The organism is Planctomycetota bacterium (genome assembly GCA_018242585.1).
Classification (GTDB): domain Bacteria; phylum Planctomycetota; class Planctomycetia; order Pirellulales; family PNKZ01; genus JAFEBQ01.
In genome coordinates this window covers 68,742-82,915 of sequence record JAFEBQ010000041.1, presented here as the reverse complement: position 1 = coordinate 82,915, position 14,174 = coordinate 68,742, and the positions used below count along the sequence as shown (strand labels likewise).

Here is a 14,174-nt window from a genome sequence, read left to right as displayed (position 1 = left end):
CCCCTCCCTGGAAGGGAGGGGTGTTTGTCGCTCAAGCGGTCAACGGCGCGGGGCGGCGGGTGGTTCATTCGCCGGAGCGTCGTCGCGCATGTCGTGCATCGACGCCCGCACGAACAAGTACAAGCTCGCGTCCTCGACCGCTTCGCCGGGGAACGACATCCCGCCGACCAGCACCAACTGATCAACCGGCAGCCGGACCGTCGTCGACAGCCGTTGCGTGCTCATCGACGGGGCGGCTTGCCGCTCGTCCCAGGCCCGCTCGGCCAGATTCTGGGCCTCGCGCGGTTTGGCGTTGTGGTGCTGATGAATCCGCGCCACGCGGCTGTGCAGGTCGACGACGATGAACTTGCCTGAGCTGCTGATGAACGGCGTGACTTGCAGGCCCGCGCCGTCTTGCAGCACGGTGATCTTGGGCGTGTAGAGCACGTCGCTGGTCTCTTTTTTGGCGTCGGTCGATTTGACGAACACGGCGTTCAGATCGGTAACCGCCAGCGTCTGCTCACCGGCCACGGTGTGGACCGTCTGGCCGTTGTAACAGGTGAGCATGGCGCGATAACCCGAGCCGAGCTTCGCGTCGGGCGGCGGCAGCTTGCTCCAGGCCTGGTCATCGATCGCGCCGAACGGCAGTCGCGCCTCGATGCGCGGTGGCACCAGCGCGGCCAGTTGCGCATCGGTCAGCCACACCCACGTCGCCTGAACGGTCACCGTGCGCAGAGTTTTCCAGCGCTGACGAAACTGGGCCAGCAAGCTTTCGATTTGTTCATGCGTCTTGGTCTCGGCCGAAATCAACAGCGTGTTGCCCAGCCGGGCGATCGAGCTTTCGCCGCCGACGTCGGCCCAGGCGCTGGGGGCGATCGTACTGGTGATCGCAGAGATCAGGTCGTCGAGCGTGGTCCGCACACCAGTCGAGTGAGATGTCGCGCCCGAGCCCCCGACTTGGGCCAATACCGTGGCGCGATCCGCAGCAGAAACACTACGGCTGTCACTTGGAATGCTAAAGAAGCCACCTCCCCCGCCCACACCGCCGCCCATTCCGCCACCAAGCCCTCCCGCCAAATGCGAGGCCGCATCGTACGTAGGGAAGAGCGTTGTCTGCGGCTGGAAATCATTCAGCGTGCTCGCGCGATAGTTCGGCGCCACGGCGAACAAGTCGTTCAGGTCGTAAAGTCGCACGACCAGTCCGACGTCGCGCGCCGCGGGGCGTTGCGTGCCGATTTCCGAGATGCGATCACTTCGCTGCGTGGTCACTTCCAGCCGGCGTAGTTCGCCTTGTAGTTGATCGAGTTGATCGCGCAGCTCTTGCGCGCGATCTCGCGAGACCTGAGCCCAGACCGTTGACGAGGTGCAACACAACGCAACGACGAACGTCCAGCGCAGCGCCTGGTGGAACATGGCGAGAACTCCTCTACCGAGTGAAAGGTCGCACCGCGCCCAGGGCACGTGCGGCGCGACGCAAAGCCAGCCGTCGTCGCACCCGATTCGATGCGCGCAGCCGCGGCGGAGTTCCCGATTAAGGATTTGTCACGCGGAGGAAGCGAGTCAGCGGCGCGTGATTACGCGCCGTACTTGCCCAACCGGCCGGCGTTGGCCAGGGCCAGCGACATCAGATACTGGGCCTCGAATTGCCCCAGGCCACCGCGCAGCGCCTCGCGCTCGCTGAAGCCTTGGCAATGATCGAACCGGGCGCATTCCGACACCAGCAGCGTCGGCACGCCGTGCCAACTGTGGCTGCGCAGGAAGCTGGGCGTGCTGTGGTCGCCGGTCACAATCAGCACCGTCGGATCCAACTCGACGATCCGCGGAACGACCGTGTCGAGCTCTTCGATCCGCGCCACCTTGGCCGGGAAGTTACCGTCTTCGCCGGTGCTGTCGGTGTACTTGAAGTGAATGAAGAAGAAGTCGTAATCGTTCCACGATTGCTTCAAGGCGTCGATCTGTTCCGACAGGGTCTGGGCCTTGCCCAACAGTGTCATGCCGGCCAAGCGGGCCAGCCCCTTGTACATCGGGTAGACGGCAATCGCGCTGGCTCGCAGACCGTACAGTTCTTCATAGCTTGGCAAGTGCGGCTGGGGCGAAAAGCCGCGCAGGGTCAGCCCGTTGGCTTTCTTTTCGCCGGCCAGAATCTTGTTGGCCTGCTTGATGAACTCGGCGGCGATCTCGGCGGTGCGCTGGCTGGCGGCGTCGGCCCCCTTGGGGGCCAAGGGGGGCACGCCGGTGGCTTGCGGATCGGTGTCATGGACGTTGCCGCCGAGTCCTTCGCCGCGGAACACGACCACGAAGCGGTGCTCCTTGACCGGCTCGACGAACACCTCGACGCCGGGAATCTTGACGGCGCGCAAACGGACGGCCAACGGAGCGCTCTCTTCGCTGCTAATGCGGCCGGCGCGGCGATCGCTGATCTTGCCCGCCGCGTCAAGCGTGCAGTAATTGCCACGGGCGGCAACGTCGTTCTTTTGCAGCTCGAAGCCGATGCCCGTCGCTTCGAGCGCGCCGCGACCGATCAGAAACTTCAACGGATCATAACCGAACAGACCCAAGTGCCCTGGTCCGCTGCCCGGCGTGATACCCGGCTTGACCGGAATGCTCAGCCCCATCGTGCCCCGGTGGGCCAGCGCGTCGAGGTTCGGCGTCCGCGCGGTTTCCAACTCGGTCAGCCCGCCCGGCTCAAGCGGCAGGCCCCCCAGCCCGTCGGCCACGAGCATGACAATTTTCGAGTCGTTCTTCTGGTGCAAACTGCGCATCAGGTCGTGGAGGTCCATAGCTGGCTGGCCGATCGGTTGAGGAAGAAGTGAAAAGAAGTCGGCGTCGGGACACGCCGCAACCTATGCCTTCTACCCTTTGGTCGTCGGCGCGACAAGGGCCGGCCCCGGCGGTTGTAAGGTAGCTTGTGTCGCAACGGCGCGCTTGATGAGCGGGCGTTCAGCGATCATTTAGGGGCGTAATAGTTAGCCTGGTGAAACCGGGCGGCCCCTGCGGCAGGATGAGCTTTTGCCCATGTGTTGTTTCCGCCCGCCACTGGCGGTGGCAGCAGCCACGATGGTTCGGTATCTTCAAGGGCGTGGCCGCACCGCCTACTCGCCCAGCGAGGCAGCGCCGTGTCGGCCGCCCCCTTGTCTTGTGTTTCTTCTTACCCTGAGCCAGCAGCGTGTCGTATGAGCAACAGCGTCCAAGAGCCGATCGTTTACGATTACCGCGCCGCCCTCATCCTCCAGACCGGAATCAGCCAGGAGCAGATTGGCGCGCTGGTGCCGCGGCTTGATGCGGCGCGGGCCGAGGTGTTCGCCGATCTCGAGTTGTGGCACAGCGGTGTCACGCCGCCGGTCGAGAAGCAGCCCCTCGACGCCGGCTTTATCGACATGCCCGAGCGGTTGCTGGCCGACTATCGACTCGATCGGCAACGGAGCGAACTGGGCCGCATTCTGGCCACGGCGCGGCGGTTGTGCGAACAGGTCGATCGCGTGGTCATCTTGGGCATCGGCGGCTCGTACATGGGGGCTAGGGCGTTGTTCGAATCGTGCTGCCACCCCTACCACAACGAGCTGAGCCGCGCCGAGCGTGGCGGCCGCCCGCGGATTTATTTCGAAGGGAACAACGTCGACAACGATTCGGTGCAAGGGCTGCTCGACGTGCTAGGGCGCGAACGCGCGGCCACCAACGTCGATGAGCGCTGGGCGATTGTCTGTATCAGCAAGAGTGGCGGCACCATGGAAACCGCCGTCGCCTTCCGTAAGTTCCTGGCCGCGCTCCACACAGCGTGCCGCAACGACCCGGCGCGGTTGCCCGAGTTGATCGTGCCGGTAACGGGCAGCAGCGGTCGGCTGCATGACCTGGCCCGAGCGATTGGCTGTCCTGAGTCGTTCCCCATTCCCGACGGCGTCGGTGGGCGGTTCTCGATTCTGTCGGCGGTCGGCTTGCTGCCGGCGGCGTTGTTGGGGCTGGACGTGGTCAAGCTGTTGGAAGGGGCCGCGGCGATGACCGATCGCTTCGAGTCGGCGCCGCAGGGCTCGAACCCGGTGCTCGATTACGTGGCGGTCTGCCATCTGATGGAGGAACTGCGCGGGGCGAATATTCGCGTGCTGTCGTGCTGGAGCAAGGGGCTCGAAGCGGCCGGGCTCTGGTACGACCAGTTGTTGAGCGAAAGTCTGGGCAAGCACGAAAAGGGGGCCACGCCGATCACCGTGGTCAACACCCGCGACCTCCACTCGCGCGGCCAGCAGCACCAGGAAGGACGCCGCGACAAGCTGATTACCAATGTGATCATCGACCACGTGCGACGCGATCGGCTGGCCATCGGTAAATCGGAACTGGACCAGGATCAACTCAATTCGCTGGCCGACAAGACCCTGCCCGACATCATGAGCGCCGCCATCCAGGGAACGAACCAGGCCTATGCCGAGGTCGGTCGCCCGACGACCAATCTGCACCTGCCGCGGGCCGACGAGCCGGCGATGGGACAACTGTTCCAGATGTTCATGTTGGCCACGGTGCTCGAAGGTCGCCTGATCGGCATCAACCCATACGGCCAGCCGGGGGTCGAAGCGTACAAGAAGAACATGAACGCGATCCTGCGCGGGAAGTAAGCGGAGTAGGTCAATCGTAGGTCAGGCCTTGGCCTGACAGAGTTGTGCGCACAATTGCGTCAGGCCAAGGCCTGACCTACGGCTTGCCAGTTGGTTCGGGTGCCATGCTCAAGTCAGCAGACTTGAGCATGTGAAGCATGCAATAGGCATGCTCAAGCCTTAAGGGCTTGAGCATGGCACCCAAGTCCAATGGTGAGTATTGGTGAAGAGTGATGCGGTAAGTGGAGACCTGAACCATGTCCACCGAATTCACCTGGCTTGGTCATGCCACGTGGTTGGTCAAGACCGGGCGGCACGCGATCCTGGTCGATCCGTTCCTCGACGATTCGCCGACGGCCACGGTGAAGGCCGCCGATGTTAGCGCCGACTTCATCCTCGTCTCGCACGGCCATGCCGATCACGTGGCTGACGCGGCGGCCATCGCCAAGCGAACCGGCGCGCTGGTGATCAGCAACTATGAAATCTGCAACTGGCTCGCCGCGCAAGGGGTCAAGCACACGTCGGCTCACAACCTGGGCGGCGGTTCGGAACAGGCCTTCGGCCGCGTCAAGCTGACGATCGCTCATCATAGCTCGCAACTGCCCGACGGCGGCAATGGCGGCAACCCGAGTGGCTTTCTCCTTTCGCTCACGGGCGGCCCGCGGGTCTACTTCGCCTGTGACACCGGGCTGTTTTACGACATGAAGCTGATCGGCGCGGGCGGAGTTGACGTGGCAGTGCTGCCGATTGGCGATCTGTTCACGATGGGCCCGGGCGACGCGCTCGAAGCGGTGAAGTTGGTCAACCCGCGGCACGTGCTGCCGTCCCACTTCAACACCTGGCCGCCGATCCATCAAGATGCCGCGGCCTGGTGCGCCCGCGTGAAGGCCGAAACAACGGCGACGCCACACTTGTTGAAACCAGGCGAGAGCTGGGCGTTGTAGAAGTTGCTAGCGGCTAGTTGTTGGTTGCTAGGAAAGGCATCTGGTTCACTAGCAACTAGGAACCAGCAACTAGCAACTTTTTCCTAGTACTTCGCCAGTTCCTTCACCACGCCGTCGGGCTGGATGGCCTTTAACGTCTGCTGGGCCATCTGGGTCATGAACCGCAGCTCGCTGCCGATGGCGATGAACTGCATGCCTTGTTCGGCTCGGGCCAGCGCCGCCTTGGGCTCCATGGTGTGCATGCCGGTCGGACAGCCGGTCTTCTTGCCGGCCGCCACGATCTGGGCCAGCAGATCCTCGAACTCGGCGTCGGTCGCCTTGCGGCCGTCGGGCGTGGTCATGTTGGCGCGCAGATCGACTGGCCCGACGAAGATCGCGTCGACGCCCGGCAGCGCGTAAATCTTCTCGGCGTTGGCCACGCCAGTCGGGCTTTCGGTTTGCAGCACGACTAGGATTTCGTCATTGGCCCGCTGGTAATACTCTTGCGCCGTGGTGTCGAAGTTCATGGCGTGCATGCCGCCACCCAGGCTGCGGTTCCCTTCGGGCGGGTACTTGGCCGCGCGGATCGCGATGGTCGCTTGCTCGACCGTGTCGATCATCGGACAGACAATGCCCCACGCGCCCGCGTCGAGGACGCGCTTGATGAAATCGTGATTCCCCTTGGGCACTCGGGCCAGCGGCACACAGCCGGCGTCGGCGATACAGCCGAAGATCATGGCGGCCTGGGACCAGTCGATGGCCGAGTGCTCGATGTCGAGCGTCAGCCAATCGAAGCCCATCCGGGCCAGCACGCGCGTGGCGTACAAATCGCCCAGCGACAGCCAGGTGCCAAAAGTAGGTTCGCCCGCTTGCAGTTTTCGCTTGACCGGGTTGGTGCGCATGGAAGTGTGTTTCGTGGGTGAGGGACGGGAGTGGTTCGTGGTGGGTTGCGCCGCAGCAGCCTCAAGCGCGGCGGTTTCCAGCCGGCGGCCGATGCGTCATAATCACTAACAAATAACGGCGCTGCGCCCGCGACGCAAGTGCGCGGAAGCGTGCGGCCAGGGTTTTAATGCAACAGCAAGCGTCGGAACATAAAGCGGCGCCTTAAAAAGCAACGCACCAGAAAGTAACACTGATGAGCGATTGGGTAACCGTGGCCCGGGTGGGCGAGATTCCCGAGGGACAAGGGGGCACGTTCACCGTCGGCGAAAAGCTGGTGGCGGTGTTCCTGGCCGACGGCCGGTACTTCGCGATCGACGATTTGTGTCCGCACATGGGGGCCTCGCTCGGCGCCGGCGAAGTCGTGGGGGGCGCGGTCACCTGTCCTTGGCACGCCTGGCGGTTCCGGGTCAGCGACGGCTGCTGGCTCGATAACCCCAAGCTCAAGGTTGCCTGCTTCGAAGTCCGCGTCGAAGGGGACGCGATTCAAGTGAAAGCGCCGGAGTAGCAAGGCGGGGAGTTTGCTCCTGCCTTGGGTAGCCCAGGTAGCTCGTCTACCTGGGCAGGCGCAGCCTGCAAGAGGGAACGAGCAAAAGCACGCAAGGGTTGTGTGCTGCTTCGTTGTTGCACGCAGCGTCCGACGCCTCTTGTCGCGGCGCGACACCGGTTGGCGAGCAACCGGTGCTACCCCAATGATGTCGAATCAGGGGACAAGCCGAGCATTCAGCCAATTGGCGTAGTCGAGTTCATCGGCCCGGTCACCGAAATCGACAATCAAGCTCAACAGTTTCCCGTCGCCCAACTCGACGCGAACCGGCACGGGGGCGTCGCCGCCGGTGATCTCGGGACTGGCGAACTTTTCTGCGGCATCGACAAACACGCGGAAGCGGCAACTGCCGCCGCCGCGCGCGGCATCGTCGATGGCGATCTCGCTCTCGAACGTCCGGGCCGTGCCGTCCAGCTTGAACGTCAACCGCGACGTGCTGTGCATGCCGATTCCTTTGGCGTACAGCCGCCGGCGGGCCCGCAGTTGCGTCCCCAGCACATTCCGATCGCGCTCGTACGGCCACTCGACCGACAGGTAGGGCAAGTGCCGATACCCCTCGGGCGTCATGTCCGACAGATACTTCGCCGGCCCGTCGAGCGGTTGCAGACTGACCAGGCTTTCGGCCGTGGCGATCCAGTATTGCTGCGAATCGTTAAGCAGCCCTTTGGCCGGCGTCAGCAGCACGTGTTGTTCTTTGCGCTCGATCTGTGACACGAGCACTCGCGAACCATCGCGCAGTCCGACCAGCATGCGCGATTTCAGTGGTGTCGGCCGCGCCAGCAAAGCCGGGTCGAACACCACCGACTGCAACCGTTCGAGCGAGAACGCGCGATCGGCTTCGCCCACCTTGACCGTTAGCTGTCGATCGTCCCAGGCGGTGATCGGTCCGACGACCTGGTCGCCGTTTTCCAACCGGACTTGGTCCCCTTCGGTGTCGCGCGGCTGACCGTCGGCTATTAGCCGATTGATCGCCTTGTCGCGCGCTTGCCGGTCGCCGGGCAATTGAATCAGCACACCGCGGACCATTTCGATCGGCAAGCTGAGCTGCCCCAGTTCGCTGCGTTGGAGTGTCAAGCGATCTTTCGACCAGCGCAGCAACTGGGCCGGCTTGGTCACCGGCGGCGAGAGCCCGGGCGAGATCCAGCTGCCATCAATCAGAAACACGACCGGACCATGCACCAACTCGGCTGGCGCGCCCCACGAGACGATTTCAGCCAGCGGCCGGTCAATTGGCTCGCCACTCACCGGCTGCCAACGCCCTTGCCCCTCGGCGGAAAGTTGCACCAGCGACGCCGGCACGCTTTTGCCAACCAGCGGCAAGAGCCGCGGCAACTCCTCGGCTCGCGCGGCGCTTGCGCAAAGCAGCGCCGCCAGCAGCATCAATCCAGCGCCAAACTTCATACGCGATTCTTCTCAGCGCTGGAAAATAGGAAGGTAGTTGTTGGGAATTTGCAGGATGATGCAGGCCATCGCCGTGCCGTACTCCTGGCAGATCGAATCCATCCACGAGCCGTCGTCGCGCTGGCGAGCCAGCAGCTCATCGCGAATTGCCGGGTACCAGCGCCGCCAGTTTTCGCCCCCGGCGTGCCAGGCGGCCTGGACGGCGTAGTAATGGCCATAGAAGTAATGGCTCTCGCGGTTGAAGAACCCGCCGCGGGGTAGATTCTCCATCATGTAGTGTAGCCCACGCTCGACCTCGGGCCCTTCGTAGATGCCGGCGCTGTACAGCGCGACCACGCCGGCCGCCGAGCGCGGGAACGCGCTTTGGCCACCTTGGATCATGTACATGAAGCCGCCGTCGGGGTTCTGGCTGCGCTTCACATAGCCGACACAGCGATCGATCGTGTCGTGGGGGACGAACATGCCGGCGTTGCGCGCCGCGCGCAGCGCCATCACCTGGCAGATCGTCACCGACAGATCGGCATCGCGCCGCACGGGCTGATAGCGCCAGCCACCGTCCGAGTTTTGTGTGTTAATGATTAACTCAACTGCCTTGGCCAGCTTGTCGCGAATGGCCGTGCGCTGGGTCATGCCATAGGCTTCGGCCAGGAACAGCGTGGCGAAACCGTGCCCGTACATCGGGCCGTGGCTAACCGATTGTTGCGAGACGTTGATGAACCCGCTGTCCTGGCAATTGTCCATGATAAAGGCGACGCAGCGGTCAACCTCGGCCCCGTAGCGGCTGCGCCCCGGCGTGCTGCCGCTGGCCATGAAGGCCATGCCGGCCAGGCCGCAGACGGCGACGTCCTTGCTGTAGCCGCCGTTGCCGAACGAGCCGTCTTCGAGTTGTTGCTTGGCCAGAAAGCTCAGGCCGCGCTCGACGGCGCGCTCGGTCTCGGGGGTGACAAACTCCACGGCCGTGCGCTCGGGGTCTTCGTCGAACGCCCGGGCCTGCGCGGCAATGCCGAGCAACACGCACGCCAGCGCGCCACGGAGCAAGATGGTAGTCATGGCCGTCCCTGTCGTTGTTCGCCTAGGGGCGCGAGGTCGAGCCCTTCTTGCGCTCGGCCAGGGCCTTGAAGTATTGTTCGATCAACAACTCGTACTTGGGCAGAAACCTTTCGGTCGAACCTTGCAGCATTTGCTGACGCAGTCGCGGCGGCAGCTCGCCCCAGATGTCTTTCAGGGCGTCGTCCAGCTTCTTGGCGTCGACTTTCTCGGTCTCACGCTTGGCGAGCCCTTCCGTGCTGTCGCGGGCGGGTTGTTGCGAGGGGCGCTTGCCCCCCTGGTTCGCTTGGCCTTGCTGCTTTTGCGGCTGGGCGACTTGCTCGCGTTGTTGGCTGCGCTTCGATTGCGACATGGACGAACTGCTCGACTGTTGCTGCCGCTGTTGCTGGACTTGCTTGATCAGCTCTTCAAGCTGCTTGACGATGTCCTGTTGCAGCTTCTGGACCGCTTCGTCGGTCTCGGCCTGGGCCAGACGTTGCTGGGCGTCGCGCATCTGACGGTTCAACTTGACCAACGGGTCGTCGCTGTCTTCTGCCCCGCCGCCGGGGCCGGCCCCTTCATCTTTCTTGTCGGTCTTGGGCTTCGATTTGCCATCGTCGCCAAGTTCGCGGAGCAGATCGTCGTCGAGCGCGCTTGCTCCCGAGGGCTTCTTGGGTTGCGGCTTTTCGGCCGGCGTCAGCGGCTTTTTCTTGCTGTCGCCTCCCAAGGCGTCAAGCAAGTCGTCGTCTAGCGACGCAGCGGGCTGGGCGGGCTTTTTTGTGGCCGCGGGCTTGGCCGCCTCGGCCTTGCCGGTATTCTCAGGCTTTGTCGCTGGTGCTTCGGGCTTGGCCGCGGGGTCGTCGGCCTGGGTGCGCGGGGCGACGCTGAACAACGTCGCCAAGAGCACCACGCCGATCAATAATCGCCACATCATGGCTGCACCTCGCCGGCTTTGCGCTCGGGATCGATCATCTTCTTCAAATCGTCGTCCAGGTTGTCCTTCTCGGGATCGGCCGCCGGCTTGGTGATCTCCAACAGCAGGTCGGCAATCTCGCCTTGCTGCCGGCTCAGCTCGGTAATCTCGTCGAGCTGTTCCTTGGTCGGTTTGCGGGCGCCGAGCTGATCGGTCAATTGCCGGACCCGGTCGTTCACTCCTTGCTGCATCAGCTTGAGCAGCTTCAACTCCGACAGGTCGACGCGCGGGCGGCTGTCCTTGCCGCCCCCCTCGCCTCCGCCACCTTGCTGCTGTTGCTGTTTTTTTTGGTCGGCGTTGTTGTCGGGCTTCAATGCGTCGAGCAGTTGCGCCAGCCGCTTGTCGGCGTCTTGCTGGGGCCGCTGCGTCGGCTCGCCGGTGATGCGTTGGTCGAGCCCTTCGGCGGCGCGGGTCATGTGCCGGGCCACGTCGCGCAAGGCCAGATCGAACGCCGGCGCCCCCTGCCCCAATTGCTCGGCGATGCCTGTCGACTTGCCCGACAAGGCGCGTTGCGCCCGGCCCAACTCGCGCAGGCTTTGCCACTGGGCCCGCTTCAGGCCTCCTTCGGTTTGGGCGATCTCGTCGTAGTGCCGGGTGTCCTCGTGCAGCTTGAGTTGCTGTTGGCGCACAGCGCGCAAGGTGTCTTCCATGCTGGCCATCAACTCGTTGGCCAAATCCTGCTCGGCCTTCTTGCGCTGCTGGGCGAGCTGGCTCTGGGCTTCGGCCAAATCCTGCTCAGCTTGCTTCGCCTGTTCGGCGGCATCTTGGCTGTGCCCCGATTCGCCTTGCTGGCCGGCCTTGGCCATCTTCGAACTGGCCTTGCCGGCGCTGCGGCTGGCCTTGTCGGCTTGCAACCGCTGCAGCGAGCGAGCCATCCGCTCGGCTTCGGCTTGAAGCTGCTTCTGCTCCTTGGTCAGTCGTTGCAGTTCTTGATCGCGCTGTTTTGGGTCGGCGATCTTGGCCGCCTCGTTCATCTTCTTGCGCAGCCCTTCTTGTCGTTTGAGCAAATCGGCAAGCTGGTTTTCCGCCTCGCGCAGCTTGCTGACCAGGCGTCCCAGTTCGCGCTCGCGGCGATTGGCCAGCACGTCGAGCATCGACTCCAGCCCCTTCTGCACTTGCTGCTGGGCCGCCGAGGCCTGGCCGGTTTGATTCTGTTCGACCTGGCGAGCGGCTTCGCGCATCTGGCCGGCCAGTTGTTGCTGTCGAGCCTGATGCAGCGCGTCTTCCAGGGTTGTCGCCGCCAGCGGGTCGTTCTCGCGCAGCTGGTCTCCCATCTGCTGCATCCGCTGTTCGAGCTTTTCGAGATTGCGGGCCAGGGCCGATTGCCGCGCGCCGAGCTTCTTCAGGTCGGCCAGTTGCTGCGGCTTGAGATTCTTCAGGTCGTTGCTTTGCGTTTTGGCGGCGGCTTGCTCGGTGTCGCGGGCCAGTTGTTCCTGCTCGCGGCGCAGTTGCCCCACGTCGCGATGGAAGCGGCGGTAGTTGTCCCACTCGGAAAGCTGGCCGAGCATCTGTTCCAGCGTGTCGATCGTTTCATCCTGCTTGGCGCCCGCCTCGGCCAGAGCGCTGCGCGCGACGTCGGTTGGCTTATTCGCGGCCGGCGGCTGCTTGCCGCTGGGCTTGCCTGATGCCGAGGGCTTACCCTGCTGTGACTCGCCGCTGGGCTTATTGTCGCCCGCCGATTGCTTGTCGCCAGATTGCTGCTTGTCGCCGGCCTGCTGCTGATCGCCGGATTGTTTGCCGCCGGATTGCTTCGCTGGCGACTGTTGGTCGTTTTCCGCCGGCTTCTGGTCACTCGTCGCGGGCTTGTCGTTCGCGCCGCCGCGCGATTCGCCCGGCTGACTTTGCAACTCCTTGAGCGCGGTGGTCAACTCGCCGGCGATGGTCGGCAACTGTTCCTTGCCGAGTCCTTCCAGCGCCTTGAGCAAGTCGTCGAGCCGAGCCGCCACGTCAACGCTTTCGATCTTGTTGTTCTCCAGATCGGTGAGCAGCTCTTTCACCTGGGACGGCAGGCCGGTCTCGGGCTTGCCGATCCCTTGTTGCACCTTGCGCTGGGTCAGCTCGGCTTGTTGCAGGTGGTCGACGTCTTGCTTGCTGGCCTGGCCGGCCTGGTCCAATTGAATTTGCAGCCCGGCGACTCGTTGCCGCGCGTCTTGTTGCAACTTGAGCATCCGGGCCAACTCGCCCAAGATGGCGCTTTGCCGATCCGAGAGCCGGTCCTGCAGTTCATCGCGCGAGACGATGATCACACGCCGCGTCGGGCTTTGCGCCTCGGCCCCGTGATAGTCGATGGCCGAGGCGCGAATCGTCAGTGACACGCCCGGCTTCAGTTTCCACTCGCTCAGGCCCCAACGGTGGTCAACCGACGCCGAATGCCCTGCGGCGGCCGTGGCGGCAAAGTCACCCGCGGGCAATTGGTCGGGCCCGGTGAATAGCGACAGCTCGGTCGGCGCGCCTTTGGCGTCTTCCGAGCGCTGCCAGAGGAGTCGCATCGTCTTCAATGCCAAATCGTCCTTGGCCGAAACGCGCACCGGCACTTCAGCCTCGGGCGTGACGTACACATCGGCGGTGGGCAGTTCGAGCGTCACCGTCGGCGGTCGGTCGGTCGTGGCGACGACTTCATATCGCACGTCGAGGCCGCCGTGAAAACCTTCGCGGTCTTCCAAGTCGAGCGTGAACGGGCCGCCCTTAGTGACCAGGAATGCCGGCTCGCGCTCCAGCGACCAGTCGAAATGAAGCCCGTCCTCGGCAACGTCGAGCTTGATCTCGGGTTCGTTCGGGCGCACCAGGGTCACCGAGCGAACTGGTTTGTTGACCGTACCCGACAGGGCCACGCGTGAACCGACCAGGGCGCGAATCTGACCCTCGGCTTGCGTGTCGCGGAAGGACGTGTACACGGGATAACGCACCGTCGAGGTCAGGCGTTCGACCTGGGGCGGTTCGATGACTTGCAGATTGATCCAGGTCATCGACTCGTCGTCGCCGCCGAGCACGCGATACTGGAATGGCCGCGTGACTTGTTCCTGGGTGGCGATTTGCCGATCGCCGACGCGCTGTAGCGGTTCGACCCGCTCGTTCACGGCGCCATTTGCGGCGGTGTGGCGATAGACGATCCGCGTGTCGTCGGGCAACGTCACGCCGGTCGGGTCGACGACTTCGACCTCAAAGCGCTGGCCCAGGGCCACGCGCTCGATCGGCTTCAAGAGTTGCAAATGGTTGCGCTGGGGCCAGGCCGGTCCCCCCCAGGGTTGCGCCAAGCGCGCGAGCGCCGTGCCGGTCGCCGCCGGATTCTCGAGCGCCAAGGCCGAAGCCAAAACCAGCACAATGGCCGCGGCCACCAAGGCGCGGCGGGTGGGGCGCACGTCGAGCACCGGTTGCAGGTCGACCCGGACGAACTCCTCGCACATCTGATGCACCGCCTTGCGGCGCATCTCGGGGGAGCCAGCTTCTTCCGCTTCGGGGTCGTCGAGGAACTCGACGGCGCTGGCCAGCCGGCTGCGCAGCTCGGGATAGCGTCGTTCGATGCGCAAGGCGAGGTCAACGTCGCCGAATCGCTCGCGCGCCAATCGCCACACCAGCCGATAGGCCGGAATTACCAGCGCCGCCAACAACGCCAGCGACGACATCACCCGCAAGCCCGGATCGTGGAACCCAATCAGGTAATCGGCGGCAGCCAATATGGTGCCGATACCCACGACGGCTACGATCCACCAGCCGAGCGCATAGCCCAGCAGCAAACGCCGCAGCCGCCGGCGCAGTGCTTCGAGCCGTTTGGTGAGCAGGTGCATGGTGTGTAACCGTCGCTAGGG

10 protein-coding genes are annotated in these 14,174 nt (G+C 64.2%); 3 read left to right on the top strand and 7 right to left on the bottom strand.

Going from position 1 to position 14,174, the window contains the following annotated elements:
• Positions 1-39 precede the first annotated feature (39 nt).
• Positions 40-1,392, bottom strand: coding sequence for a hypothetical protein (locus JSS27_18780; GenBank protein MBS0210994.1), 1,353 nt, complete (start codon positions 1,390-1,392; stop codon positions 40-42).
• Between the two features lie 161 nt (positions 1,393-1,553).
• Entirely contained in the window at positions 1,554-2,759 is a 1,206-nt protein-coding gene (locus JSS27_18775; GenBank protein ID MBS0210993.1) for a 2,3-bisphosphoglycerate-independent phosphoglycerate mutase, read from the bottom strand.
• A gap of 393 nt (positions 2,760-3,152) precedes the next feature.
• Between JSS27_18775 and JSS27_18770 the strand changes: the two genes are divergently transcribed.
• Positions 3,153-4,580, top strand: coding sequence for a glucose-6-phosphate isomerase (locus JSS27_18770; protein ID MBS0210992.1), 1,428 nt, complete (start codon positions 3,153-3,155; stop codon positions 4,578-4,580).
• 236 nt (positions 4,581-4,816) lie between these two features.
• A complete protein-coding gene (locus tag JSS27_18765) occupies positions 4,817-5,503 on the top strand; it encodes a metal-dependent hydrolase (protein MBS0210991.1) in 687 nt (228 codons plus the stop codon).
• An 83-nt stretch (positions 5,504-5,586) separates the two neighbouring features.
• Here the strand turns inward: JSS27_18765 and JSS27_18760 are convergent, their stop codons facing one another.
• On the bottom strand, positions 5,587-6,384 hold the full coding sequence (locus tag JSS27_18760) for a 2-dehydro-3-deoxyglucarate aldolase (GenBank protein ID MBS0210990.1): 798 nt from the start codon (positions 6,382-6,384) through the stop codon (positions 5,587-5,589).
• 233 nt (positions 6,385-6,617) lie between these two features.
• Between JSS27_18760 and JSS27_18755 the strand changes: the two genes are divergently transcribed.
• Positions 6,618-6,929 (top strand): Rieske (2Fe-2S) protein, encoded by a 312-nt coding sequence (locus JSS27_18755; GenBank protein ID MBS0210989.1) that lies wholly within the window; start codon positions 6,618-6,620, stop codon positions 6,927-6,929.
• Between the two features lie 195 nt (positions 6,930-7,124).
• Here JSS27_18755 and JSS27_18750 read toward each other — a convergent pair whose 3' ends face one another.
• The 4 genes from JSS27_18750 to JSS27_18735 are packed head-to-tail and all read right to left on the bottom strand — an operon-like array spanning position 7,125 to position 14,153.
• Positions 7,125-8,369: an NPCBM/NEW2 domain-containing protein gene (locus tag JSS27_18750; GenBank protein ID MBS0210988.1), complete on the bottom strand. Its 1,245-nt coding sequence runs from the start codon at positions 8,367-8,369 to the stop codon at positions 7,125-7,127.
• 12 nt (positions 8,370-8,381) lie between these two features.
• Positions 8,382-9,419 carry a terpene cyclase/mutase family protein gene (locus JSS27_18745; GenBank protein MBS0210987.1) on the bottom strand — a complete coding sequence of 346 codons (1,038 nt, stop codon included), beginning with the start codon at positions 9,417-9,419 and terminating at the stop codon, positions 8,382-8,384.
• A gap of 22 nt (positions 9,420-9,441) precedes the next feature.
• Positions 9,442-10,329, bottom strand: a complete 888-nt coding sequence (locus tag JSS27_18740; GenBank protein MBS0210986.1) for a hypothetical protein — start codon at positions 10,327-10,329, stop codon at positions 9,442-9,444.
• The gene (locus JSS27_18735) at positions 10,326-14,153 is read right to left on the bottom strand and encodes a hypothetical protein (GenBank protein ID MBS0210985.1); all 3,828 of its coding nucleotides are present in this window, start codon (positions 14,151-14,153) and stop codon (positions 10,326-10,328) included. The genes JSS27_18740 and JSS27_18735 overlap by 4 nt, the downstream gene beginning before the upstream one ends.
• Between the last annotated feature and the right edge of the window lie 21 nt (positions 14,154-14,174).